Source organism: Geobacillus uzenensis, from assembly GCF_002217665.1.
Taxonomy (GTDB): Bacteria; Bacillota; Bacilli; order Bacillales; family Anoxybacillaceae; genus Geobacillus; species Geobacillus subterraneus.
Window position 1 is genome coordinate 507,523 of the sequence record NZ_NEWL01000002.1, and the last position, 25,994, is coordinate 533,516.

At 55.6% G+C, this 25,994-nt stretch carries 25 protein-coding genes; 23 read left to right on the forward strand and 2 right to left on the reverse strand.

Annotated features, from left to right (window positions below; all coding sequences use genetic code 11):
* The first annotated feature begins 13 nt into the window (after positions 1-13).
* From lpdA to B9L21_RS04165, 17 genes are all read left to right on the forward strand, one after another.
* Positions 14-1,435 (forward strand): dihydrolipoyl dehydrogenase, encoded by a 1,422-nt coding sequence (gene lpdA / locus B9L21_RS04080; RefSeq protein ID WP_063165334.1) that lies wholly within the window; start codon positions 14-16, stop codon positions 1,433-1,435.
* Between the two features lie 85 nt (positions 1,436-1,520).
* Positions 1,521-2,516, forward strand: a complete 996-nt coding sequence (locus B9L21_RS04085; RefSeq protein ID WP_063165335.1) for a thiamine pyrophosphate-dependent dehydrogenase E1 component subunit alpha — start codon at positions 1,521-1,523, stop codon at positions 2,514-2,516.
* 13 nt (positions 2,517-2,529) lie between these two features.
* Positions 2,530-3,513 (forward strand): alpha-ketoacid dehydrogenase subunit beta, encoded by a 984-nt coding sequence (locus B9L21_RS04090; protein WP_063165336.1) that lies wholly within the window; start codon positions 2,530-2,532, stop codon positions 3,511-3,513.
* A 151-nt stretch (positions 3,514-3,664) separates the two neighbouring features.
* Positions 3,665-5,014 (forward strand): dihydrolipoamide acetyltransferase family protein, encoded by a 1,350-nt coding sequence (locus B9L21_RS04095; RefSeq protein ID WP_063165337.1) that lies wholly within the window; start codon positions 3,665-3,667, stop codon positions 5,012-5,014.
* Positions 5,015-5,133: 119 nt separating this feature from the next.
* Complete coding sequence (locus B9L21_RS04100; RefSeq protein ID WP_063165338.1) at positions 5,134-6,111, forward strand: hypothetical protein; 978 nt, start codon at positions 5,134-5,136, stop codon at positions 6,109-6,111.
* On the forward strand, positions 6,108-6,782 hold the full coding sequence (locus tag B9L21_RS04105) for a response regulator transcription factor (RefSeq protein WP_063165339.1): 675 nt from the start codon (positions 6,108-6,110) through the stop codon (positions 6,780-6,782). Before B9L21_RS04100 ends, B9L21_RS04105 begins: the two co-directional genes overlap by 4 nt.
* A gap of 3 nt (positions 6,783-6,785) precedes the next feature.
* Entirely contained in the window at positions 6,786-8,237 is a 1,452-nt protein-coding gene (locus B9L21_RS04110) for a sensor histidine kinase (RefSeq protein WP_063165340.1), read from the forward strand.
* 23 nt (positions 8,238-8,260) lie between these two features.
* Positions 8,261-8,845, forward strand: coding sequence for a Uma2 family endonuclease (locus tag B9L21_RS04115; RefSeq protein ID WP_063165341.1), 585 nt, complete (start codon positions 8,261-8,263; stop codon positions 8,843-8,845).
* Positions 8,846-9,580: 735 nt separating this feature from the next.
* Complete coding sequence (locus tag B9L21_RS04120) at positions 9,581-11,629, forward strand: methylmalonyl-CoA mutase family protein (RefSeq protein WP_063165342.1); 2,049 nt, start codon at positions 9,581-9,583, stop codon at positions 11,627-11,629.
* Positions 11,613-13,808 (forward strand): methylmalonyl-CoA mutase, encoded by a 2,196-nt coding sequence (gene scpA / locus B9L21_RS04125; protein ID WP_063165343.1) that lies wholly within the window; start codon positions 11,613-11,615, stop codon positions 13,806-13,808. The genes B9L21_RS04120 and scpA overlap by 17 nt, the downstream gene beginning before the upstream one ends.
* Positions 13,805-14,953, forward strand: a complete 1,149-nt coding sequence (gene meaB / locus B9L21_RS04130; RefSeq protein WP_063165344.1) for a methylmalonyl Co-A mutase-associated GTPase MeaB — start codon at positions 13,805-13,807, stop codon at positions 14,951-14,953. Before scpA ends, meaB begins: the two co-directional genes overlap by 4 nt.
* 32 nt (positions 14,954-14,985) lie before the next feature.
* Positions 14,986-15,423 carry a BrxA/BrxB family bacilliredoxin gene (locus tag B9L21_RS04135; RefSeq protein ID WP_063165345.1) on the forward strand — a complete coding sequence of 146 codons (438 nt, stop codon included), beginning with the start codon at positions 14,986-14,988 and terminating at the stop codon, positions 15,421-15,423.
* A 175-nt stretch (positions 15,424-15,598) separates the two neighbouring features.
* The gene (locus tag B9L21_RS04140; RefSeq protein ID WP_063165346.1) at positions 15,599-16,441 is read left to right on the forward strand and encodes a HipA domain-containing protein; all 843 of its coding nucleotides are present in this window, start codon (positions 15,599-15,601) and stop codon (positions 16,439-16,441) included.
* A gap of 4 nt (positions 16,442-16,445) precedes the next feature.
* Complete coding sequence (locus B9L21_RS04145; RefSeq protein WP_063167307.1) at positions 16,446-17,192, forward strand: HIRAN domain-containing protein; 747 nt, start codon at positions 16,446-16,448, stop codon at positions 17,190-17,192.
* 95 nt (positions 17,193-17,287) lie between these two features.
* On the forward strand, positions 17,288-17,677 hold the full coding sequence (locus tag B9L21_RS17870; protein WP_225995615.1) for a nucleotidyltransferase domain-containing protein: 390 nt from the start codon (positions 17,288-17,290) through the stop codon (positions 17,675-17,677).
* 95 nt (positions 17,678-17,772) lie between these two features.
* Positions 17,773-18,756 (forward strand): aromatic acid exporter family protein, encoded by a 984-nt coding sequence (locus B9L21_RS04160; protein WP_063167308.1) that lies wholly within the window; start codon positions 17,773-17,775, stop codon positions 18,754-18,756.
* Positions 18,757-18,839: 83 nt separating this feature from the next.
* On the forward strand, positions 18,840-19,346 hold the full coding sequence (locus tag B9L21_RS04165) for a L,D-transpeptidase (protein WP_063165347.1): 507 nt from the start codon (positions 18,840-18,842) through the stop codon (positions 19,344-19,346).
* 51 nt (positions 19,347-19,397) lie between these two features.
* Here B9L21_RS04165 and prli42 read toward each other — a convergent pair whose 3' ends face one another.
* Positions 19,398-19,490 (reverse strand): stressosome-associated protein Prli42, encoded by a 93-nt coding sequence (prli42, locus tag B9L21_RS17545; protein ID WP_012820630.1) that lies wholly within the window; start codon positions 19,488-19,490, stop codon positions 19,398-19,400.
* 148 nt (positions 19,491-19,638) lie between these two features.
* Here prli42 and mce point away from each other — a divergent pair, with 148 nt between their 5' ends.
* The 6 genes from mce to gndA all read left to right on the forward strand — a co-directional run bounded on the left by mce (position 19,639) and on the right by gndA (position 25,440).
* Positions 19,639-20,061: a methylmalonyl-CoA epimerase gene (gene mce / locus B9L21_RS04170; RefSeq protein WP_063165348.1), complete on the forward strand. Its 423-nt coding sequence runs from the start codon at positions 19,639-19,641 to the stop codon at positions 20,059-20,061.
* On the forward strand, positions 20,058-21,608 hold the full coding sequence (locus B9L21_RS04175) for an acyl-CoA carboxylase subunit beta (RefSeq protein ID WP_063165349.1): 1,551 nt from the start codon (positions 20,058-20,060) through the stop codon (positions 21,606-21,608). Before mce ends, B9L21_RS04175 begins: the two co-directional genes overlap by 4 nt.
* A gap of 260 nt (positions 21,609-21,868) precedes the next feature.
* Positions 21,869-22,993, forward strand: coding sequence for a tripeptidase T (locus B9L21_RS04185; protein WP_063165351.1), 1,125 nt, complete (start codon positions 21,869-21,871; stop codon positions 22,991-22,993).
* 133 nt (positions 22,994-23,126) lie between these two features.
* On the forward strand, positions 23,127-23,600 hold the full coding sequence (locus B9L21_RS04190) for a chemotaxis protein CheW (RefSeq protein WP_063165352.1): 474 nt from the start codon (positions 23,127-23,129) through the stop codon (positions 23,598-23,600).
* Positions 23,601-23,680: 80 nt separating this feature from the next.
* Entirely contained in the window at positions 23,681-23,878 is a 198-nt protein-coding gene (locus B9L21_RS04195; RefSeq protein WP_063165353.1) for a hypothetical protein, read from the forward strand.
* A gap of 152 nt (positions 23,879-24,030) precedes the next feature.
* Complete coding sequence (gndA, locus tag B9L21_RS04200; protein WP_063165354.1) at positions 24,031-25,440, forward strand: NADP-dependent phosphogluconate dehydrogenase; 1,410 nt, start codon at positions 24,031-24,033, stop codon at positions 25,438-25,440.
* A 137-nt stretch (positions 25,441-25,577) separates the two neighbouring features.
* Here gndA and B9L21_RS17550 read toward each other — a convergent pair whose 3' ends face one another.
* Entirely contained in the window at positions 25,578-25,754 is a 177-nt protein-coding gene (locus B9L21_RS17550; protein WP_168157872.1) for a hypothetical protein, read from the reverse strand.
* Between the last annotated feature and the right edge of the window lie 240 nt (positions 25,755-25,994).

The window sequence follows — 25,994 nt, forward strand, 5'->3', positions numbered from 1 at the left end:
AGGGGAAGGCAAGATGGCAAAGGAATACGATGTCGTCATTCTTGGCGGCGGCACAGGCGGCTATGTGGCAGCCATTCGCGCGTCGCAGCTCGGCTTGAAAACGGCGGTCGTCGAAAAAGGGAAGCTCGGCGGCACGTGCCTGCACGCCGGCTGCATTCCATCGAAAGCGCTGCTCCGGAGCGCCGAAGTGTACGCGCAAACGAAACAAAGTGAGGCGTTTGGCGTCATTGCCGGCGACGTGCGCCTCGATTTCGCCAAAGTGCAGGCGCGCAAGGCGGCGATTGTTGAGCAGCTCCACAAAGGTGTGCAGCATCTGATGAAAAAAGGGAAAATCGATGTATACGCCGGCACCGGCCGCCTGCTCGGCCCATCCATTTTCTCGCCGCTCGCTGGGACGGTGTCGGTGGAAATGAACGACGGCAGCGAAAACGAAATGCTCGTCCCAAAATTTGTCGTCATCGCCACCGGTTCGCGGCCGCGCACATTGCCGGGGCTCGAGCCGGACGGGGAATTCGTGATGACATCAGACGAAGCGCTGCAAATGGAGACACTCCCGTCGTCCATCTTGATCGTCGGCGGCGGGGTGATCGGCATGGAATGGGCGTCGATGCTGAATGATTTTGGTGTTGACGTCACGGTGTTAGAATATGCGGACCGCATTTTGCCGACGGAAGATGAAGATGTGTCAAAAGAAATGGAAAAACTGCTCCGCCGCCGCGGCGTTACGATCATCACCGGGGCAAAAGTGCTGCCGGAAACATTGGAAAAAGGAAACGGAGTGACCATCCAGGCGGAACATAGCGGCGAGCGAAAAACGTTTGCGGCTGACAAGATGCTTGTTTCCGTTGGGCGTCAGGCAAACATTGAAGGAATCGGCCTGGAAAACACCGACATTGTCGTGGAGAAGGGGTATATTCAAACGAACGTGTTCGGCCAAACGAAAGAATCGCACATTTACGCGATCGGCGATGTCATCGGCGGCTTGCAGCTCGCCCATGTCGCCGCCCATGAAGGGATCGTCGCCATTGAACATTTAGCCGGGCACATCCCGGCGCCGATTGACTATACGATGGTGCCGCGCTGCATTTACACCCGTCCGGAAGCGGCGGCGGTCGGCTTAACCGAGCAAGAAGCGAAAGCGAAAGGCTATGACGTCAAAGTCGGCAAGTTTCCGTTTAAAGCGATCGGCAAGGCGCTGGTGTTCGGCGAAGCGGAAGGGTTTGTCAAATTCGTCGCCGACCGGAACACCGACGACTTGCTTGGCGTCCATATGGTCGGACCGCACGTGACCGATTTGATTTCCGAAGCCGGGCTCGCCCGCGTGCTCGACGCCGCCCCGTGGGAAGTGGCCCATGCGATCCATCCGCACCCGACGCTTTCAGAAGCCTTGGCGGAAGCGGCGCTGGCCGTCGATGGCCGGGCGATTCACTTTTAATCTCACCGCGTGAGAGTGAAAGATTGGCAACAAGCAGCTTACATGACAAGCTGCAATGCATTTTTCATTAAAGGAGGTTGTTCCGATGGCGCAAAATCGTCATCAAGCGCTCGGATTAAGCGATGACACTGTGTTGCAAATGTACGAAACGATGCTTCTCGCCCGCAAACTCGATGAGCGGATGTGGCTGTTAAACCGCGCCGGGAAAATTCCGTTCGTCATCTCGTGCCAAGGGCAGGAAGCGGCGCAAGTCGGCGCGGCGTTCGCTCTTGACCGGACGAAAGATTACGTCCTGCCGTACTATCGCGATATGGGCGTCGTGTTGACGTTCGGCATGACGCCGACGGAATTGATGCTGGCCGCGTTTGCCAAAGCGGAAGACCCGAACTCCGGCGGCCGGCAAATGCCAGGCCATTTCGGGCAAAAGAAAAACCGGATCGTCACCGGCTCCTCGCCTGTCACAACGCAAGTGCCGCACGCCGTCGGCTTTGCCTTGGCGGCGAAAATGGAAAAGAAAGATTTTGTCGCCTTCGTCACGTTCGGCGAAGGATCGTCGAACCAAGGCGATTTCCATGAAGGGGCGAACTTTGCCGGCGTTCATAAACTCCCGGTCATCTTTATGTGCGAAAACAACAAGTACGCCATTTCCGTGCCCATTTCCAAACAATTGGCGTGCGAAAACGTATCGGACCGTGCCGTTGGCTACGGCATGCCGGGCTATACGGTTGACGGCACCGATCCGCTCGAAGTGTACCGCGTCGTCAAGGAAGCGGCCGACCGCGCCCGCCGCGGCGAAGGGCCGACGCTCGTCGAAGCGGTGACATACCGCCTGACGTCGCACTCATCGGACGACGACCACCGCGTCTACCGGACGGAAGAAGAGCTTGCCGAAGCGCGCGCCAAAGACCCGATCGTCTCGTTTGCCAACTATTTAAAAGAAACGGGTATCTTAACGGATGCGTTGGAAGAAGACATTCAAGCGCGCGTGATGAAACAAGTAAACGAAGCGACCGACTACGCAGAAAAAGCGCCGTACGCCGAGCCGGAACATGCGCTTCGCTACGTGTATGCCGAGGAGTAAGGGGGAATGGACGATGCCTGTGATTTCGTATATTGATGCCGTGACGATGGCGATTCGTGAAGAAATGGAACGCGACCCGCGCGTGTTTGTATTAGGGGAAGACGTCGGCCGGAAAGGCGGGGTGTTCAAAGCGACGCAAGGATTGTACGAGCAGTTCGGCGAAGAGCGCGTTATCGACACGCCGCTCGCCGAATCGGCGATCGTCGGCGTTGGCATCGGTGCGGCGATGTACGGCCTGCGTCCGATTGCCGAAATTCAGTTTGCCGATTTTATCATGCCGGCGGTCAACCAAATTATTTCTGAAGCGGCGCGCATCCGCTACCGCTCGAACAACGACTGGAACTGCCCGATTGTCATCCGCGCCCCGTACGGCGGCGGGGTGCATGGCGCCCTGTACCACTCGCAGTCGGTGGAAGCGATTTTTGCCAATCAGCCGGGGCTGAAAATCGTCATGCCGTCGACGCCGTACGATGTGAAAGGGCTGCTCAAAGCGGCCATTCGCGACGAAGATCCGGTACTCTTTTTCGAGCATAAACGCGCCTACCGCCTCATTAAAGGGGAAGTGCCGGAGGATGATTATGTGCTGCCGATCGGCAAGGCGGACGTCAAGCGCGAAGGCGAGGACATCACCGTCATCACGTACGGGCTGTGCGTCCATTTCGCCTTGCAGACGGCCGAACGCGTCGCCCAAGACGGCATTTCCGTCCATTTGCTCGATTTGCGCACCGTCTATCCGCTCGATAAAGAAGCGATCATCGAAGCGGCGAGCAAAACCGGAAAAGTGCTGCTCATTACCGAAGACAACAAAGAAGGAAGCGTCATGAGCGAAGTCGCCGCCATTATTGCGGAACATTGCCTGTTTGACCTCGATGCGCCGATTATGCGCCTCGCTGGCCCGGACGTTCCGGCGATGCCGTACGCGCCGACGATGGAAAAGTTCTTTATGGTCAACCCGGAAAAAGTAGAAAAAGCGATGCGTGAACTGGCGGCGTTTTAACAGACGAACAAAAGGCGTCTCCGGCCCTTCGGCAGCGGGAAAGCGCGGGATGTCGGCCAAGGTGCATCCCGCTAAAATGGCCCGAAGCCAACCGTAGGCGGCTGGGGACGTCACGGCAAAGACATTGCAACAGAGATAGGAGGGTATCGATGTGGCCATCGAACAATTGACGATGCCTCAGCTCGGGGAGAGCGTCACCGAAGGCACGATCAGCAAATGGCTCGTTTCCCCGGGCGACAAAGTGAACAAATACGATCCGGTCGCCGAAGTGATCACCGATAAAGTGAGCGCGGAAATTCCGTCGTCGTTTGCCGGCGTCATTCGCGAATTGATCGCCAACGAAGGAGAAACGCTTCCGGTCGGCGCGCCGATTTGCACGATCGAAGTCGAAGGCGAAGTCGCCGCACCAAGCTCGGAAGCGAAGCCGGCGGAGGAAGCGCCGAAAGCGGAAGACAACGCGAAGCCAGCGGCGCCGAAAAAGGCCGGCCGGGCCAACAACGGCCGCTATTCGCCGGCCGTGCTCCGCTTGGCGCAAGAACACGGCATTGATCTCGAACAAGTCGAAGGCACCGGCCTTGGCGGGCGGGTGACGCGCAAAGATTTGCTGAAGCTGATTGAGTCCGGCCAAATTCCGAAAGCGGGAGCGGCACCGGCGGCGGAACAAGCGGCGCCAAAAGCCGAGCCGCGAGCGGAACAGCCGACTCCGGCCGCCGCAACCGTTCAACCGTCTGCCGCGGCCGCACAAACCGCACCAGTGACAGCGCCGCCGAAGCCAGCGCCGCCAACGATCGAAGCGGGAGCGGGCGACATCGAAATTCCGGTCACCCCGGTGCGCAAAGCGATCGCCGCCAACATGCTCCGCAGCAAACACGAAGCGCCGCACGCGTGGACGATGGTCGAAGTCGACGTCACCGACCTTGTCGCCTACCGCGATGCCATCAAAGACGAGTTCAAGCGGCGTGAAGGCTTCAATTTGACGTATTTCGCCTTCTTCGTCAAAGCGGTCGCCCAAGCGCTGAAAGAATTCCCGCAGCTGAACTCTGTTTGGGCCGGCGATAAAATCATTCAGCGCAAAGACATCAACATCTCGATCGCCGTCGCGACCGATGACGCTTTGTTCGTTCCGGTCATCAAGCACGCCGACGAAAAAACGATCAAAGGCATCGCCCGCGAAATCGCCGAACTGGCGGCGAAAACGCGCGCCGGCAAACTTCGTCCGGAAGACATGCAAGGCGGTACGTTCACCGTCAACAACACCGGCGCGTTCGGCTCCGTGCAGTCGATGGGCATTATCAACTACCCGCAAGCGGCCATTTTGCAAGTGGAAACGATCGTCAAACGTCCGGTCGTGAAAAACGGCATGATCGCCATCCGCGACATGGTCAACTTATGCTTGTCGCTTGACCACCGCGTCTTGGACGGCCTCATTTGCGGCCGCTTCCTCGCCCGCGTCAAAGCGATTTTGGAAAACATGAACAAAGACAACACGCCGATTTATTAACGCTTCCCCCATCGCCATCGGTTGGCGGTGGGGGTTTTTGCATGGCGTGATTTCAAACTTCTTTCACAAATGTGAGGTATAATGAGGGCAGAAACGAACGTGCGGAGGAGAAAAACGAGATGAAACGAGCGAGCGTGTGGATGCTGTTAGGTTGCTTCTTTCTGCTAAGCGGCTGTGCCCATCCGTCGTTTCCCCCGGTGGCTGATTCGCTTTCCGTTGTCATCAGCCTCGATGTCAAAGGGGAAACGGTCACCTTTTTGAACGCGAAAAATGGCGGCAAGATCGCCCGTTGGAACATCAACGAACCGTTTCAAGGCGGGGCGTTGAGCGCGGACGGCCGGACGCTGCTTTTGTACGGGCGGGATCTTGACGGCGTTTACCGGTACGACCTCGCGACCGGGAAGCCGCTGGCTGAGTGGAAAACGGGGAGCGGCATTGTGAGTGCTGCTCCATCCCCGGATGGCCGCACGTGGTTTTTTGGCGACAGCGAACATCACGCGGTGCGCGTTGTGAGCCGGGACGGGGAAGAGATCGCCCGCCTTTCGGTCGGACGCTCTCCGATGACACTGCTTGTCAATCGCGCTGGAACGAGGTTGTATGTGATCGATTTTCAAGACGAACGGGCGAGGGTCATCGATGTGGACCGCCGCCGCGTCATCCGTTCGTTTGCCGTGCCGAAGTTTGCCTTAGGCGGAGTGGTGCGCGAGAAGCAAGGGGAGCTGTGGGTCGGCGGGCACGGCAGCGGAAGCCGTGTGGAAACGAATATTCATGTTTACTCGCTGCAAGACGGCCGCTTGCTTCGGACGATCGCCGCGCCGGTCATGCCGGTCGATTTTGTTGAAACAGATCGCGGCGTGTTTGTGCTAAGCCATGGCTCGAATACGGTTTATCGGGTTTTGCCAAGCGGGAAGCGGCTTGACTCTGTCTCTGTCGGCGCCAACCCGTTTGCCATGGAAGCGGCAGGAGGCCGTTTGTATATCGCGAGCTATGACAGCGATGAAATGATCGTGGTCGATGAAGGGACGCTGCGGCCGCTCGCCCGCTGGAAGACGGGCGACGGCCCGCTGCAGCTGCTCATTCGGGAGGGACGAACATGAGCGAACGAACCGTTTTGATCGTCGATGATGAAGAAGAAATGCGTCTGTTGGTCAGCATGTATTTAGAAAACGCCGGCTTTCGCTGCTTGGAAGCGGAAGACGGGGAGGAGGCGCTGGCGCTGCTTTCCCAACATTCGGTCGATGCCGTGCTATTGGACGTCATGATGCCCAAACAGGACGGATTCGCCGTCTGCGCCCGCATCCGCGAGCAGTCGGACGTGCCGGTGTTGTTTTTGACTGCGCTCGGCGAAGAATGGGATAAAGTGAAAGGATTCAAGCTAGGCGGCGACGATTACATCGTCAAACCGTTCAGCCCGGGAGAGCTCATCGCCCGCCTCGAGGCGGTGCTGCGCCGGGTGCAGCGCGGGCGCGAGAACGATGGGCGGTTGCAGTTTGGCGACCTCGTTATCAACGAAAAAGGACGAACCGTGACCGTTGGCGGCGAACCAGTGAAACTGACGTTGAAAGAGTTTGAGCTGTTGCTGTTTTTGGCGAAACACCGCGGGCAAGCGTTCAGCCGCGACGACTTGCTCGTCCATGTGTGGGGGTATGATTACACCGGAAACGCCCGCACCGTTGACACTCATGTGAAAACATTGCGCATGAAGATGAAAGACGCCGGCCGCCACATTCAAACCGTCTGGGGCATCGGCTACAAATTTGAGGGATGAGAAATGAAACGGCTCCGCTTAGGACAAAAAGTATGGCTGGCGATCGGCGCCGCGGTCGTGGTGACGCTGGCGTTTTCCTTTGGCCTTCTCAATTATTTTTACCGAACGGTGTACATGAAAGAAGTCGAGCGGACGTTGATCGCGGAAGGGACGAACCTCGCCCGCGACTATCGGGGCGGGGCGATCGCTCGGGAATTCCGCCAGCAAATCGAATGGTATGACGAAAAATCGACGGCCACCATCCTATTGATCGACAACCCGCGCGAACTGAGCGCCTGCTTTCCGTTTCCGGTCCACTATGACGCGTTAGTCAGCGGCCGCGACCGGGAAACGCTGCTAGCCGGGAAGCCGGTTGTCAAAACCGGCTACGAAAAGCGGTTTGGCCGCCGCGTGATGGCGGTCGCCGTTCCGCTTCTTGATGACAAGCGGCTTATGGGAGCGATTTATTTGTATATGCCGCTCGCCGACGTCCAAGCAGCAACCAAACGGGCAGCCGCCGCGTTTTGGCCGTTGGCCGCCGTATTCGCCGCCGCGCTTTTGGTTGTCGGCCGACGGATGGTGCGGCAACTGGTCGAACCGTTGCAGGCGATGGAACGGGCTGCTGAGCGCATGGCGGAAGGGCGCTACGAAGCGGGCATCCCCGTGCGGAGTGATGATGAAATCGGCCGCCTGGCGAAGGCGTTCAACCAAATGGCCGACGCCATTGCCAAAGAAGACGAGCAAAAGCGCGAGTTTTTAGCGAACGTTTCGCATGAATTGCGCACGCCGCTCAGCTATATGAAAGGGTACAGCGAAGCGCTCCTGGCTGGCCTTGCGAAAACGAAAGAAGAAGAAAAGGCGTACCTTCGCCTCATCCACCGCGAAACGGAACGGATGGAGCGGCTTGTTGGCGACTTGCTCGATTTGGCGCGCCTTGAAGGGCAAAGCGTGCCGCTCGAGCGCGCGCCGGTGGCGTTCGCCCAAGTGATCGAAGATGTCATCGCCATGTACGAACCGATCGCCGCGCAAAAGCGGATCAAACTGTCATGCGATTTGGACTATGACGTCATCGTCAACGGCGACGCCGATCGGCTCGAACAAGTCATGCGCAACTTGCTTGACAACGCCATCCGCTACACTCCGGAAGGCGGCGCGGTGACGGTGCGGCTTTCCCGCCCGTCGGAAGCAGAAGGAGAACTCGTGATCGAAGACACGGGAAAAGGCATCCCGAAAGACCAGCTCCCGCTTCTCGGCCAGCGCTTTTTCCGCGTCGACCGCGCCCGCACTCGCAAAGAAGGCGGCACCGGCTTAGGGCTGGCCATCGTCAAGCAAATCGTCGCCCTTCATGGCGGCGCCATTCAGTTCGACAGCGACCTTGGCCGCGGGACGACGGTATCTGTCCGCCTGCCGCTCGTTAGGGAAGGGGAAGAAACATACGTTCAAGACAAAGGAACGGATGGTGTATCATCAATATAAAAATTCGGAGGCAGGTGGAGGAAATGGGTTCAAGGGAAAAGGAACAGGCCCCGATGACCTACAAAGAGTATGCGACATGGCCGGAAGGAAAACGGTGTGAGGTGTTGGACGGGAATATCATCAGCATGGCGCCGTCGCCAACACCGGAACACCAATCGATTTCGCTCCAGCTTTCGGTCGAATTCGGGATGTATTTCAGAGGAAAGGATTGTCGCGTGTTGGCCGCCCCGATCGACGTGTACCTTTTTGAAGATCATCGCAAGGGATGGATGGATGAAAACGTCCGAAATTGGGTATGTCCCGATCTTGTGGTCATCTGTGACAAAAACAAAATTCAAAAAAACCGCATTGTCGGTGCTCCAGATTTGGTCATCGAGATCTTGTCTCCCGCTACGGCCAAAATCGACCGGATGGACAAACGGATCGCGTACGAGCGGGCTGGGGTGAAGGAATATTGGATCGTTGACCCGGCGAATCAAGTCGTGGAAGTGTATTTGCGTGAGAAAACAGGGAAGTTCGAACTTCGCGGAGTGTACAGCCGCGATGACACCGTTCCCGTTCATGGATGGGAGGATTTGTTCATCGATTTGCGAAACATTTTCCAATGAACAAACGGGTTGACCTTTCCGCTAGGCGGTGATGTTGCCTAGAAGGCTAGTGAAAAACCGCTGTCGCACACCAATCGGCGGCATTTTCATTCAAAAAAGAAAGCTGGTTCTGCAAAGTTTCTCTAATTGAGAAATGGATGGAATCAGTAGCATTTTGCACGAAATCACCAGTCTCCTAGAAGGCCGGTGAAAAACGGCTGAGTTCCTTCATCAATGGGAGAACACGTGAAAGGCAGGACCGATGCACCAAGGTTTTTCTAGTTGAGAAATGACATTGCAAAGCTGGATCCAAGATTAAATCACCAGCCTTCTAGGTTTCACCAGCCGATGTCGCATTCATTGGACGGCTTAACGCAACGAACGCGGAACAAACGCTGCTTGATTTTGATAGCGCTAATCGTCGCATTCATTCGACGGCCTAGCGCAACGAACGCGGCATTGCCGGTTGATGGGGAACGTTCAGGGAACGACTCTTCGGTTGAATCATGTAGTCGGAAACAAAAGCGCACCGTCGCGGTTTGGTGCGCAGCTCTCCTTTGCCAACAGCCAGAAACAAGGTGTTTTGTTCATTGCCCAAACGCGGTCGATGTACTACAATAAACATAGAACCCGTTTTTTCCCACCAAAGCGCGGCTTCATTCGGTTGGCGTGAGGCGCCATCGGGTGCGGCTCGTTTTCAGGCGAAAAAACGAAAGCGGTTTCTTTTTGGCAGAAAGACGCAAAGGGGGATGGGGAATGAGCGATGTCGCGAAGATGAAGGAAGCGGCGTTTCCGGCTCCGCCGATGGAGGAGTGGGAGCAAGAAGCGGAACGGTCGCTGAAAGGCAAGCCGCTCGAGCGGTTGGTGACGATGACGTACGAAAACATAGCGGTGAAACCGCTTTATACGCGCCGCGATGTAGAGGCGCTCGGCCCGCTGGAGCAGTATCCGGGCTTTGGTCATTACGTGCGCGGGGCGCGGCCGGAAGGGTATCGGGGCGAGCCGTGGAAGGTGAGCCAAGAGATTTCGGCGGCAAGCCCGTCCGACTGGAACGAGGCGGTGAAGCATGACTTAGCGCGGGGACAGACGGAAATCCATTTCGCTCTCGGGCGGCTGCCGTTTGCCGTCGAGTCGGTGGAGGATGTGGCCGCGATGTTGGATGGCGTGCCGCTTCACCGCTACTCGCTCCGTGTGGACGCCGGGGCGCGGTCGCTTCCGTTTTTGGCGCTTTTGGCCGCTTATTTCAAGGAACGAGGCGTCTTGCTCTCGAGCGTGCGCGGCGCCATTGGCATGGATCCGCTCGGCGCCTGGGCGGAACAGGGGACGCTCCCGTGTTCGCTTGAGCGGCTGGCTGATGAAATGGCGGAAGTGACGAAGTGGGCGATGGAACAAATGCCGGCCGTTCGCACGATTTTCGTGCGCGGCGAGCCGTACCATAACGGCGGGGCGAACGCCGTGCAGGAGCTCGCGTTTTCGTTGGCGTCGGCCGTCGAGTACATCCGCGCCGGGCTGGATCGGGGCTTGACGATTGATGACATCGCGACAAGGATGCAAGTGTCGCTGGCGGTCGGAGCCGACTTTTTCATGGAAATCGCCAAGCTGCGGGCGGCGCGGCGGTTGTTTGCGCAAGTGATCGAAGCGTTTGGCGGCAGCGAATCATCACGGCGCATCGAACTGCATGTGCGCACGTCGCCCTTTACAAAAACGGTGTACGACCCGTATGTGAACATGCTTCGCGCCGGAGCGGAAGCGTTTGCGGCCGTTGTCGGCGGCGCCGATGGCGTGCACGTGTCGCCGTTTGACGAAGCGATCGGGCTCGCTGATGCGTTTTCGCGGCGCATCGCCCGCAACACGCAGCTCATTTTGCTTGAAGAGGCGCATCTCTCTCAAGTCATCGATCCGGCGGGCGGCTCGTATTATGTGGAGACATTGACGGCGAACCTTGCCGAAGCAGCGTGGAAGCTGTTTCAGCAAGTCGAGGAAAAAGGCGGCATGAAACAAGCGCTTCAGGACGGCTTCGTGCAGTCGGAAGTGGGGGCGGTTGCCAAGCGGCGGCTCGAGCGCGTCAAACAGCGGAAAGAAAAAATCGTCGGCACGAACGTGTACGCCAATTTGGAGGAAACGCCGATCGAAAAGCCGAAGCAAACCGCAGTGAACATGGTGCTGCCGTTGGATGAACAGCGGGCGGCCGACATTCGCCGCACGCTTGTCGGCGGAAAGTGGATGGAAACGATGATTCGTGCGGCCCGCCGTCGAGCAACCGCTCGGGAAATGGCCGCGGCGCTGGTCGATGGGAACGAGGTGGCGGCCATCGCGCCGATTCACACACGGCGTTTGGCTGAGCCGTTTGAACGGCTGCGGAAGGCGGCCGAGGAGCATGCGGAGCGCACGGGAAGCCGGCTTTCCGTTCACTTGATCAATCTCGGGCCGCTTGTCCGCCATCAGGCGCGCGCCGATTTCATCGCCGGGCTGTTTGCGGCCGGCGGGGTGGCGGCTGAGCGAAGCGATGGCTTTGCCTCGGTCGAGGAAGCGATCGAATGGGTGCGGAACACGAATGGGACGCATTATATCGTGTGCGGCGCGGATGACGACTACCCGGGGTTCGTTCCGGCGTTGGCCGAGGCGTTCAAGCAAGCCAAGCCGAACGCGAAGCTGTATGTCGCCGGAAAACCGCCGGAAGAGCTCGAGAACACGTACGCGGATGCGGGCGTGGACGGGGCGATCCATCTCGGTTCGAACGCGTACGATGTGATCGTGGCGTTTTTCACGGAAAGAGGGGTGGCGTTGGATGGCGAAGGACGTTGATTTTACCAAGATGACGCTTTCCGCGGCAGCGGCTGATGTGGAGGAGAAACAGTGGAGAGACGCGGTGGAGCGGCGCGTGCAAGCGTCGATCGGTGAGCTGTTGTTTCAGACGAACGAACACATTGCCGTGAAGCCGCTTTATACAAAAAATGACATCGATGGGCTCGATTTTCTCGATTACTTGCCCGGGCTGCCGCCGTACTTGCGCGGGCCGTACCCGACGATGTATGTCGTGCGGCCGTGGACGATCCGCCAATACGCCGGTTTTTCGACGGCGGAGGAAAGCAACGCGTTTTACCGGCGCAACTTGGCGATGGGGCAAAAAGGGCTGTCGGTCGCCTTTGACTTGGCGACGCACCGCGGCTATGACTCCGACCATCCGCGCGTCGTCGGTGACGTCGGCAAAGCAGGGGTCGCCATCGATTCGGTGCTCGATATGAAAATTTTGTTTGACGGCATTCCGCTCGACCAAATGTCGGTGTCGATGACGATGAACGGGGCGGTGCTCCCGATCATGGCGTTTTACATCGTCACCGCCGAAGAGCAAGGGGTGACGCAAGACAAATTGTCGGGCACGATCCAAAACGATATTTTGAAAGAATATATGGTGCGCAACACGTACATTTACCCGCCGGAGATGTCGATGCGCATCATCGCCGACATTTTCGCTTATACGGCCAAATACATGCCGAAATTCAACAGCATCAGCATTTCCGGCTACCATATGCAAGAAGCCGGGGCGCCGGCTGATTTGGAGCTGGCGTATACGCTCGCGGACGGGCTTGAGTACGTGCGCACCGGCTTGAAAGCGGGCATTGACATCGATTCGTTCGCCCCGAGGCTGTCGTTTTTCTGGGCGATCGGCATGAACTACTTTATGGAAGTGGCGAAAATGCGGGCGGCGCGTCTCATGTGGGCGAAAATGATGAAAACGTTCAACCCGAAAAATCCGAAATCGCTCGCATTACGGACCCATTCGCAAACGTCAGGCTGGAGCTTGACCGAGCAAGATCCGTTCAACAACGTCGTGCGCACGCTCATTGAAGCGCACGCGGCGGCGATGGGGCATACGCAGTCGCTCCATACGAACGCGCTCGATGAGGCGATTGCCTTGCCGACCGATTTTTCGGCGCGCATCGCCCGCAATACGCAGCTGTACTTGCAGGAAGAAACGGGCATTTGCCGCACGATCGATCCGTGGGCCGGTTCGTATTACGTCGAGACGTTGACGAACGAACTGATGAAGCGGGCGTGGGCGCATATTGAAGAAATCGAAAGCTTAGGCGGGATGGCAAAAGCGATCGAAACCGGCATTCCGAAAATGCGCATCGAAGAAGCGGCGGCCCGCCGCCAAGCGCGCATCGATTCAGGGGCGGAAACGATCATCGGCGTGAACAAATACCGTCCGGAAAAAGAAGAGCCGATTGACATTTTGGAAGTGGACAACACCGCTGTGCGAAAGCGGCAAATTGAGCGGCTGAACGAGCTGAAGGCGACCCGCGACAACGAGCAGGTCGAAGCGGCGCTAGAGGCGATTACGAAAGCGGCGGAAACGGGCGAAGGGAACTTGCTTGAGCTCGCCGTCCAGGCCGCGCGCGTCCGGGCCACCCTTGGGGAAATTTCGTACGCCATTGAAAAAGTGGCGAAGCGCCATCGCGCCGCCATCCGCTCGATCAGCGGCGTCTACAGTTCGGAATACAAAAACGAAGCGCAGCTCGAACGGGTGAAGCGACGGGTGGAGCAATTCGCCGAACTCGAAGGGCGCCGTCCGCGCATCTTGATTGCGAAAATGGGGCAGGACGGCCATGACCGCGGGGCGAAAGTGATCGCGACCGCGTTTGCCGATTTAGGGTTTGACGTCGATATCGGCCCGCTCTTCCAGACGCCGGAAGAAACGGCGCGCCAGGCGGTCGAAAACGACGTGCACGCCGTCGGCATCAGCTCGCTCGCCGGCGGCCATAAGACGCTCGTGCCGCAGCTTGTGTCCGAGCTCGAAAAACTCGGCCGCGACGATATTTTAGTCATCGTCGGCGGCGTCATCCCGCCGCAAGATTACGCGTTCCTGTATGAACACGGCGCCGCCGCCGTCTTTGGGCCAGGCACGGTCATCCCGGAAGCGGCGGACAAAGTGCTCGATGAAATTTACGCCCGGCTCGGCTATGAGGACGTGAGCGAATGAACGGCGAAGAGAAACGATGGGAACAGACAAGCGCCCAGAGCGCGGCTTCAGATGGGCCGCCGCGCCGCCCGGAATGGGCGGACGGCGAGAGCGCGTCATCCTACGTGCACGCCGAACGCCCGCCGGCGCCAAAGCGGATCGTGAGGCGGAAAGAGCGGTCGGTGGACGAGTACGTCCAAGGGGTGCTCGCCGGCGACCGCACGATGTTGGCGCAGGCGATTACGTTGGTTGAAAGCAATGCGGCTCGTCATATCGATCTTGCTCAGCACGTGCTTCATGCCCTCCTTCCGCACGTCGGCCGCTCGATCCGCATCGGCATCACCGGGGTGCCGGGGGCGGGGAAAAGCACGTTCATTGAAGCGTTCGGGACGTTTTTGTGCGAACAAGGGCACCGGGTCGCCGTCTTGGCCGTCGACCCGACGAGCTCGTTGACCGGCGGCAGCATCCTCGGCGACAAAACGCGGATGGAGACGCTCGCCCGACATCCGCTTGCGTTCATCCGTCCGTCGCCATCGGGCGGGGCGCTTGGCGGCGTGCACCGGAAAACGCGCGAGACGATGATGCTGTGCGAAGCGGCCGGCTATGACATCATCCTCGTCGAGACGGTCGGCGTCGGGCAAAGCGAGTTTGTCGTCCGCGGGATGGTCGACTTTTTCCTCCTGCTGGCGTTAACCGGCGCCGGCGACGAGCTGCAAGGGATGAAGCGCGGCATCATGGAGCTTGTGGACGCCATCGTCATCAACAAGGCGGACGGTGATAATAAAGAAAAAGCGAAAGCGGCGCAAAAAGAATACAACCAGTTTCTCCATTACCTTCGCCCGGCCACGCCTGGCTGGGAGACGAAAGCGTACACGTGCTCGGCGCTGCTGGGCGAAGGAATCGCCGACATGTGGCGCGTCATCCAAACGTTCGTCGAGACGACGAAGCGATCCGGCGTCTTTTTCGATCGCCGCCGCCAGCAACAAAAAGACTGGATGCACGCCATGATCAAAGAATATATTGAAACGCGCTTTTTCGCCGACCCGGTCGTGAAAGAAAAGCTCCCGATGCTCGAAAACAGCGTCATTTCCGGCGCCAAGCCGGTCACCGCCGCCGTCAAAGAGCTGATCGAGGCGTATGAGCGGAAGCGAGACAGTGAACTATGATATGATAAAGGGAAAGCGAAGGAGGTGTCATGATGTTCCAATTTCAATTTCCACTGTACAATGATTTTGTAGAACAATCCCGCCGTGAAGCAGTCGAAGCCGGATTTGAAGAGCTGCGCACGCCGGAAGACGTCGACGCCGCGTTTCGCCGTCCGGGCACAACGCTTGTTCTCATCAACTCCGTGTGCGGCTGCGCCGGCGGCATCGCTCGCCCGGCAGCGGCCCACGCCGTTCACTACGACAAGCGTCCGGATCATTTAGTGACCGTCTTTGCCGGCCAAGACAAAGAAGCAACGGCCCGCGCGCGCGAATACTTTGTCGGCGAGCCGCCGTCCTCGCCGTCGTTCGCTCTGCTAAAAGACGGGAAATTGTGCGCCATGCTCCACCGCCACGACATCGAAGGGCACGAGCCGGTGGCGGTCGTGCAAAAGCTGCAGGCGCTGTTTGACGAATATTGTGAGGAAGTGTGAATACAAACCCCCGAAGCCAAAAAAGGCGTCGGGGGTTTTTCATCGTCATGATTGTTTGTGATCATGTATATGAAGACTTGGATAAAGGCAAATAGCAATGCATATGGTATAATAACTTTAAAATGGGGTTTTTTTGTGATCAATTTTTTAAAAACTAGAAAAAAGGATCATTATTATGGGATTATGTGATGTTAGCGATTGGACAAAAGATGAAGAGCGGCAAGCCTCTGGTACAAGAGAGAAGTTCTGGTTGATCCATCCAGATAATACCCATCGGTATTTATTTAAAATTCCTAAGGGAAATACCGGAGAAGCGTGGGCGGAGGTTGTCGCATCAAAAATTGGTCAAAGGATAGGGTTAAATATGATGGAGGCCGATTTAGCCGTTTACGATGGAATAGTAGGGGTTTTGTCAAGAAATTTTGTTTTTGATGATGCAGAGTTTTATGAAGGCGGTGATTTATTCTTTACAATTGCGGAAGACTTTGATCGCTACAATCTAAAACATTATCATTTTCTTAATATAATAAAGGTGTTGTCTGAATTTCACCTTGAAAAAGAGTTTGTCCAAATTCCTATATTTGACGCATTAATTGCAAATCAAGATCGTCACTGTGATAACTGGGGGGTTATTGTTCACCACAATGGTTACAAGCTTGCACCTATATATGATAATGGAGCGTCGCTAGGGTATCAATTGAAGGAAGAACGCATTCTAAAAATGTTTCAAGATCAAAGAATGTTTGATGCTTTTACAAATCGGAGCTTCTCTTTAATCGGACTTCCGCACAAAAGGAAGCCTAAATATAAAGAATTACTAAGTTTCATTTATGAATTATATCCAAAGGAAGTGAAGAGGGAAATTGAGCGTATTAGTCAAATAAATATACAAGAAATCATAACTGTTTTCGATGGCATTTCAGACAACATCATGAGTAAAATTTACAAAGAATGGGTATCAAAATTACTACAGCAGCGAAAGGAATGGCTTTTAAATTGGTATATGGAGGTGAGATAAGGTGGTGCGCCCTTTTGTACTATGGTTAATTTGGCAAAATGAATGTACTCGTCAGCGATATCATGTTGGAAATTTAGTGCATGATGGAACAAAGTATGTATTTTATTACGAACACAGCAGGAAAAGAAGAGGATTATTCGAGGCGCTGGAAAACGGTTATAAGCCCCATTTAGCCTTTCGGGATATGGAAAGAAAATATGTTTCAGACAGATTATTTGGACCGTTTGAGCGACGTTTGCCTGACCGACGTCGCCCGGATTTTTTGGAAATTTTGCGCACATATGGTTTGCCACATGATTGTACAGATATGGATTTGTTACGAGCAACGGGTGGTAAACTTGCGACAGATTCTTATGAATTTGTAGCACCAATTTATGTATTGGGAAATCATTTCGATTTTGATTTTTATGTCGCCGGTTGGAGGTATTACGAGGGAGATCAAGTGATTCAAGATCTTAAAGTGGGAGATAAAGTGCATTTTCGGTTAGAGCCGGAGAATAGGCGGGATGCTAAAGCGGTAGAAGTGTTAACAGATAAGGGGTGTAAGCTAGGATATATTCCTGCTTTCTATAGCGAGTTCATGTTTAACCTTATTCAAAACAACGGATGTTATACGGCGAGAATTGAATCAATTCATGTTAAAGCTTTTCCTCAGCGTAAAGTAAATATAAATGTCTACGGCGTACTTCCCATGTCTTGTCAGACGCAAGGTCTTGATATGTTGCATCAAGTAGCGTTACAAGTGACTTAGGTTGTTCTCGCTGTTTTTGAAATGGTTTTTTCAGAATGAATACATCCACAAAATCGAAGCGAGGCTGAAATATATCAAAAAAGAAATAATCGACCGTGACCGATGGAATGAGCCTGACCGTGTTTGAACGGCTGATGGCGTATTTCGCCGGTGAAGAGGACATTCAAAAAGCCGTTTTGTTCGGCTCGCGGGCGCGCGGCACGGCCGCCGCAACTCCGCCATTGATTTGTGCATTGATTATACCGGCAAACAAAAGGGGAAAATCAACGAGGAGATTGACGAGATCGTCGGCGTTTACTCATGCCCCGCACTGTTTTCGCCGCGTTGACGAAGCGATTGGTCGGGCAATCGAGTGCGGGCAGAAGACGATGGATGGAACGGCTGTTCACTGTACTTTTTTTTGTCTAGATCGGTTTGTCCCGCCTGAGCGGACAGCCGTCTTTTTTTGCCCTTCCGCGGCGGTGGGGCAGGGGCTTGGCGATTGAGGGCGCGTGAGCTGAGGTGGCTCGTTTTTCCTTGCATCGAAAGCGCCGTCATCGGTACAATGAAGTCGGCAAACATTGGCAAAGGAGACGGCGCGATGAAAATCGGCTATCGGACGTTGAAAACGGCGGTCGGGGCGGCGCTGGCGATCGCCATCGCTCAGTTGATCGGCCTTCACAACTTCGCTTCTGCCGGCATTATCGTCATTTTGTGCGTTCAAGTGACGAAAAAGCGGTCGCTGGAGACCGCGCGAGCCCGTTTGGCGGCGTGCGTTGTCGCGATCGGGTTTGCGGCGTTGTTTTTTGCCGTCTTCGGCTACCATCCGTGGACGATCGGGCTGCTGCTGTTAGTGTTTATTCCGGTGACGGTTCGGCTGAAAGTCAACGAAGGCATTGCGACCAGTTCGGTGATCATTTTGCATTTGTATGCGGCCAAGGAGATCACATGGGAATGGGTCGTCAATGAGCTGCTGTTGGTCGCTGTCGGCATCGGGGTGGCGCTCATCGTCAACATGTACATGCCGAGCGCCGAGAAGCAGCTTAAAGAGTACCAGCGCATTGTCGAGGATTTGTTTCGCATCATTTTAAAAGAAATCGTGCGCTATTTGCGCACGAATGAGCTCGATTGGGATGGGAAGGAGCTGCCGCTGGCGGCGACGATACTTGAGCAGGCGAAAACGCTCGCGATGCGCCACGCCGACAACCAGCTATGGCGGAACGAAGACGAGTACGTCCGCTACTTCCGGATGCGCGAGCGGCAGCTGGAAATCATCGAGCATATGCTTCCGCTTGTGACGTCGCTGACGTACACGGTTGAGCAGCGGATGATGATCGCTGATTTTATCGACGAACTAAGCGATGCCATTCACCCGGGAAATACAGCCGATCGGTTTTTGCGGCGTCTTTCGGCGATGCGCGAGGAATTTAAGGAAATGCCGCTGCCAACGACGCGCGAACAGTTTGAAGAGCGGGCGGCGCTGTTTCATTTGGTGCGCGAATTGGAGCAATATTTAATCATTAAAAGTGGGTTCCAGCCCGGAAATGAACCAGACAAAAGGCGTCGTTTGTTGCCGCTTGGCTGAACGAAGCGATGTGCATACCCCCGTCTTTGTCGGCGCACACTAAAGCTAAACGTCAGCAAATGGTGGGGGGCTTGATACTTGATATGCGTAAATCGTTAGCACTCTGCCTGCTGCTTAGTGTGCTGTTGGTTGCGCCGTTTCAGACGGCGGCGGAGATAAAGCCGCTTGTGATTGTGAACAAAGCGATCAACAAACTTGCGCTCGTCCGCGACGGTCGCATTGAGGCCGTTTATCCGGTGGCGACGGGGGTGAATGCCGAACTGACGCCGGAAGGGCTGTTTACCGTGACGGTGAAGGCGGAAAATCCGTACTATCGGAAAAAAGACATTCCGGGCGGAGCGCCGAACAATCCGCTTGGCACGAGATGGATCGGTTTTGATGCGCGCGGGACGGACGGGCGCATTTACGGCGTTCATGGGACAAACAACCCAGCGTCGATCGGCGGCTACGTTTCGCAAGGGTGCGTGCGCATGCACAACCGCGATGTCGAGCATTTGTACGAACGGGTACCGATCGGCGCCCGCGTGCTCATTCTCCGCAGCAACGAGTCGTTTTCCGCCATTGCCAAGCGCTACGGCGTCCTCCAATGAAGAAACGCAAGCTTTCTGTTTCGAAGCTTGCGTTTTTTCGCTAAAGAGAGGTTAAAACCACATGCTGATGCCGGCAAGGAGCGTCGTCAGCAGCATGCAAATGAGCATTAAGTAAACGACGAATTTTTGCGTTTTGCGCGACAACGGTTTTTCCTCCTTCCGCCCGCCGTTCTGTTTTTATTGTAACCGTACGCAGCGGAGCGGACAAGAAAAAACAAAAAGAAGGATTTTTTGTCGAAACGGCGAATATACATAACGGTTCCGATTATTTCGCAGCAAAGGGGACGAAACGATGCACGTAAAAAAAGTCGATCATATCGGCATTGCCGTCCGCTCGATCGAGAAAGCGCTTCCGTTTTATACGGATGTGCTCGGGCTGCCGTTTCTCGGCATCGAAGAAGTCGGGTCGGAGCAGGTGAAAGTGGCGTTTTTGCAAGCGGGAGAAGCGAAAATTGAACTGCTTGAGCCGCTGTCGCCGGAGAGCGCGGTCGCGACATTCATCGAAAAGCGCGGCGAAGGGATCCACCATGTAGCACTTGGCGTCGATGACATCACCGAACGCATCCGCGAGTTGAAGGAGCACGGCATCCGTATGATTCAAGAAACGCCAAAACGCGGCGCCGGCGGGGCATGGGTGGCGTTCATGCATCCGAAATCGACCGGCGGCGTGTTGTATGAACTTTGCGAACGGCCGAAAACGGAGGGACATCAATGAGCGACATGTACGATAAAATCAATGAATTATATGACCGCCGACGTGAGATTGAACTGGGCGGCGGCGACGAGAAAATCGAACAGCAGCACGCGAAAGGGAAGCTGACCGCGCGCGAGCGGATTGACTTGCTTTTGGACGAAGGAACGTTTGTCGAACTGAATCCGTTCATCGAGCATCGCTGCACCGACTTTGGTCTCGGCGAAAAAAAAGGGCCGGGCGATGGGGTGGTCACCGGCTACGGGAAAATCAACGGCCGCACGGTGTTTGTGTTTTCGCAAGATTTCACCGTTTTCGGCGGCGCCCTTGGGGAAATGCACGCGAAAAAAATTACGAACATCATGGATTTGGCGGCGAAAACCGGGGCGCCGATCATCGGTTTGAATGATTCGGGCGGCGCCCGCATTCAAGAAGGGGTCTTGTCGCTGGACGGGTACGGGCACATTTTTTACCGCAACGCCATTTACTCCGGCGTCATTCCGCAAATTTCCGTCATCATGGGGCCGTGCGCCGGCGGGGCCGTCTATTCGCCGGCTATCACCGATTTTGTGTTCATGGTCGAAAAAACGAGCCAAATGTTCATCACTGGCCCGAAAGTGATTGAAGCGGTGACCGGGGAGAAAATCAGCGCCGAAGATTTAGGCGGCGCCCGCGTGCACAACACGATCAGCGGCAACGCCCATTTTGCGGCGGCGAATGAGAAGGAGGCGCTCGCCGAGGTGCGGCGGCTGCTTGGCTATTTGCCGTCAAACAATCACGAAAAGCCGCCGTTTGGCCCGATTCCGGACGGGGACGACTACCGGCCCGATTTGGCCGACGTCGTGCCGATTGACGCCGTTCGCCCGTACGATGTGCGCCATGTGATCGCCCACGTCGTCGATGACGGTTCGTTTCTGGAAGTGCAAAAAGATTTTGCGAAAAACATCGTGGTCGGTTTTGCCCGCATCAAAGGTGAAGTGGTGGGGCTTGTGTGCAACCAGCCGAAGTTTATGGCTGGCGGCCTTGACATCGATTCGTCCGACAAAGCGGCGCGGTTCATCCGCTTTTGCGATTCGTTCAACATCCCGATCATTACGTTTGAGGACGTCACCGGCTTTTTCCCGGGCGTCAAGCAGGAGCACGGCGGCATCATCCGCCATGGGGCGAAAATTTTGTACGCCTACTCGGAAGCAACGGTGCCGAAAATTACGGTCATTTTGCGGAAAGCGTACGGCGGCGCGTACGTCGCCTTAAACAGCAAATCGATCGGCGCCGATGTCGTCTATGCGTGGCCGAACGCCGAAGTGGCCGTCATGGGGCCTCAAGGGGCGGCGAACATTATTTTCGCCAGTGAAATCGAAAACAGCCCGAACCCGGAAGCGACGCGGGCGCAAAAGATTGAAGAATACCGGGAAACCTTCGCCAACCCGTACGTCGCCGCCAAATACGGGATGATCGATGACGTCATCGACCCGCGCGACACGAGAATCAAGCTCATCCAGGCGCTCGAGATGCTTCGCCATAAGCATGAAGAGCGGCCGAAGAAAAAGCATGGCAACATTCCGCTGTAAAAACGGGGTCAAGGGGCCCCGTTTTGTTGCTTGGCCTCCATTTTCGCATACGGATTGGCGTCCATCAGGCTCATTCCGCTGCTGCGCCTTCCCATTGCTCACGGATTTTTTTCGTCTGTCGAACCCGGGAGCTCGCGCCCGCGCATTGCGAACGCGGCTGTCAGCGCTGTGCGTGCCGATCGTTCCGGCGTCCGGTTTGGCGTTGAGTGGAAACTTCCGGTATACTTGAAGTGGAATCTATACATAGGAGGAAGAAACGGATGGTGAATGAACAGCGTCTTGTCGACGAATTTTTGGAACTTGTGCAAATCGATTCGGAAACGAAGCATGAAGGTGAGATCGCCAAGGTGCTGAAACAAAAGTTTGAAGCGCTCGGCCTTGAGGTCATCGAAGACGATGCCGCCGCGAAAACAGGGCATGGCGCCGGCAACTTGATTTGCACGCTCGCGGCGACGAAAGACGGGATCGACCCGATTTACTTCACGTCGCATATGGATACGGTCGTGCCGGGCAAAGGAGTGAAGCCGTCGATTCGCGATGGGTATGTCGTCACCGACGGGACGACGATTTTAGGGGCGGACGACAAGGCGGGCTTGGCGGCCATGTTGGAAGCGATTCGCGTGTTGAAAGAACAAAACATCCCGCATGGCGTAATCCAGTTTATCATCACCGTCGGCGAAGAGTCGGGGCTTGTCGGGGCGAAGGCGCTTGACCCGTCGCTCATTCAAGCGAAATACGGCTATGCCTTGGACAGCGACGGCAAAGTCGGCAACATCGTCGTCGCCGCCCCGACGCAGGCGAAGCTGAAAGTCGTTGTGCACGGCAAAACCGCCCATGCCGGCGTGGCGCCGGAAAAAGGAGTGTCTGCCATTACGATTGCGGCGAAGGCGATCGCGAAAATGCCGCTCGGCCGCATCGACGAGGAGACGACAGCGAACATCGGCCGCTTTGAGGGCGGCACGCAAACGAACATCGTCTGCGACCGCGTTGATATTTTAGCGGAAGCCCGTTCCCTCGTTCCGGAAAAAATGGAAGCGCAAGTGGCGAAAATGAAAGAGGCGTTTGAAACGGTTGCCGCGGAAATGGGGGGGCGCGCCGATGTCGAAGTGGAAGTGATGTACCCGGGCTTTAAGTTCAGCGACGGCGACCATGTCGTCGAGGTCGCCAAACGGGCGGCGGCGAACATCGGACGGCCGTGCAAGCTGGAGAAAAGCGGCGGCGGCAGCGATGCCAACGTCATTGCCGGTTTCGGTATTCCGACCGTCAATCTTGCTGTCGGCTATGAAGAGATTCATACAACGAACGAACGGATGCCGATTGAAGAGCTGGTGAAACTGACGGAAATGGTCGTCGCCATTGTCGAAGAAGTGGCCAATGCCGAGTGAGCATCCCGCAAACGGGTGCTCTTTTCTTTTGGCTGCCGTAAACATTCAGCGCCAAATGCCGATAAATAAAGTAGAAACGTGTTGAGATGGGGGCAACCTATTTCGACTTTTTCAGAAAGGGAGGAGCCGGGGAATGGATAAATATGTGGTCTTTCGCGTCGAGCGCGAACAGTACGCCATTTCGATTGCCTATGTCGTCTCGATTGAAAAAGTGACGGCGCCAACGGCAGTGCCGCACATGCCGGACTATATGGCTGGCGTCGTGCGCATTCGCGGCGAGCTTGTGCCGGTGTTGGACATGCGGAAGCTGCTGTACGGCCGCGCCATTGAGGAAACGGATCAGACGCGCCTCATTGTCGCGGCGGTGGACGGTTTGTCCGTCGCCTTTATCGTCGACGAGGCGAAGGAGATCGCCGATATCGGACAGGAAGGCATTCAACCACTTCAGTTGATGTCCTCTGAGCGGACGCCATATTTAGTTGGAATGGCGACGTTGCCTGATCGATTGTTGACCGTGCTCGATCCGCGCGTGTTGTTCAACCATTTGGAGGAGGCGGAAGAGATTCGAGAGCAAGTGGCTGCTGTCCAGCCCGATGAAGCGGTATAGGTGTTTGCCTATACCGTTTTGTTTTCCGCGCATATCCTAACCATGGAAGCAAGCTGACACACCAAGGAGGAGGGGTTTCCATGGTTCGACCGTTCGGCCCATATATGGGCGGCTTTTACCCGCCGTACGTCGGCGGCTACGGCTACCACCCGTACGGCTATCACCATCATCATCATTGGCACGGGGGATATGACGGCTACCACCACTTCCCGTATGGCATGCATTACGGCTATTATCCGTTTTCGCCGTACGGCTTCCCGCATTACGGAGGTTATTAAGCACAGAGGGGCGCCAAGCCCCTTCTTTTGCATGAAAATGGCAGGAGGCGTTTACCGATCATTCATAAATCGGTTTAGAAAAACTTGCAGGCAAGCGGCCCATTATGATATGTTGTTTGGTGAACAAACAAAAATAGAAAGGAACGTTGGCAATGGCGAAACAGCAAATCGGCGTCATCGGACTGGCGGTCATGGGGAAAAACTTGGCGCTCAACATCGAAAGCAGAGGCTATTCGGTGGCGGTGTACAACCGTTCGCACGAAAAAACGGATGAATTTTTAGAAGAAGCGAAAGGAAAAAACGTTGTCGGTACATACAGCATTGAGGAGTTCGTCAACGCCTTGGAAAAACCGCGGAAAATTTTGCTGATGGTGAAAGCGGGAGCGCCGACGGACGCGACGATCGAACAGCTGAAGCCGCATCTGGAAAAAGGCGATATTTTAATCGACGGCGGCAACACGTATTTTAAGGATACGCAGCGCCGCAACAAAGAGCTCGCTGAACTCGGCATCCACTTTATCGGCACGGGTGTGTCCGGCGGTGAGGAAGGGGCGCTGAAAGGCCCATCGATCATGCCGGGGGGACAAAAAGAAGCGCATGAGCTCGTGCGCCCAATTTTTGAAGCCATCGCCGCCAAAGTTGACGGCGAGCCGTGCACGACGTACATCGGTCCGGACGGCGCCGGCCATTACGTGAAAATGGTGCATAACGGCATCGAATACGGCGACATGCAGCTGATCGCCGAAGCGTACTTCCTGCTCAAACACGTGCTCGGCATGGATGCCAATGAACTGCATGAAGTGTTCGCTGACTGGAACAAAGGCGAGCTGAACAGCTACTTAATCGAAATCACCGCTGACATTTTCACAAAAATCGATGAAGAGACGGGCAAGCCGTTGGTTGATGTCATTTTGGACAAGGCCGGGCAAAAAGGGACGGGCAAATGGACGAGCCAAAACGCGCTCGATTTAGGCGTGCCGCTGCCGATCATCACCGAATCGGTATTCGCCCGCTTCATCTCGGCGATGAAAGACGAGCGCGTGAAAGCAAGCAAAGTGCTGGCAGGCCCAGCGGTGAAGCCGTTTGAAGGCGACCGCGCCCACTTCATCGAAGCGGTGCGCCGCGCGCTTTATATGAGCAAAATTTGCTCATACGCCCAAGGGTTTGCGCAAATGAAAGCCGCATCTGACGAATACGACTGGAATTTGCGCTACGGCGACATCGCCATGATTTTCCGCGGCGGCTGCATCATCCGCGCGCAATTTTTGCAAAAAATTAAAGAGGCGTACGACCGCGATCCGGCGCTGCCGAACTTGCTCTTGGATCCGTACTTCAAAAACATCGTCGAACGCTATCAAGATGCGCTCCGCGAAATCGTCGCCACCGCAGCGATGCGCGGCATTCCGGTGCCAGGATTCGCCAGCGCCCTCGCGTACTATGACAGCTACCGCACCGCGGTGCTGCCGGCCAACTTGATCCAAGCGCAGCGCGACTACTTCGGCGCCCACACGTACGAACGCGTCGATAAGGAAGGCATTTTCCATACGGAATGGTTGAAGTAAGCAAAAAACCCTTAGAGCCGCATAAGGTTCTAAGGGTTTTTGGCGCTTGGTGAAACTTCGTCTCAACCGTTTCCATCGCATGGAAGTCGCCCGACATTATCGCCCGGCGGACCTTTCCGTTCACGCTAGGCATCTGATTACGCGCGGCGATAAATGGCATCGCCGACAATAATCGTGATTAAAGAGATCAGCATCGTCAATTTGACCGCTTTGTAGTCTAAAAAGCGCAGCACTTGTTCTTCAAACATGTAGATGAAAAAGAATATGACCATCAGCACGGCGAGAAATAAGGCAAATCGTTTTTTTCGATTCATGAAGAGAAGTTCTCCCGCTATTTCCCTTTAATATATTTACAATGAATTTTTATTAAAAAATTTTCAAAAAACAAGAGCCTTTATTCCCACTTTTCAACCTGTAGATAAGCGAATTCGATACATTGACAACCAAACAAAAAAGAGACATGAACCGGACTCCATGGGTGGAGTCGATGCCCTCTCACCTGCCGACATGGAGGTCCATGCCTCATGGATCGATGAGCACATGATCAAGGAAGG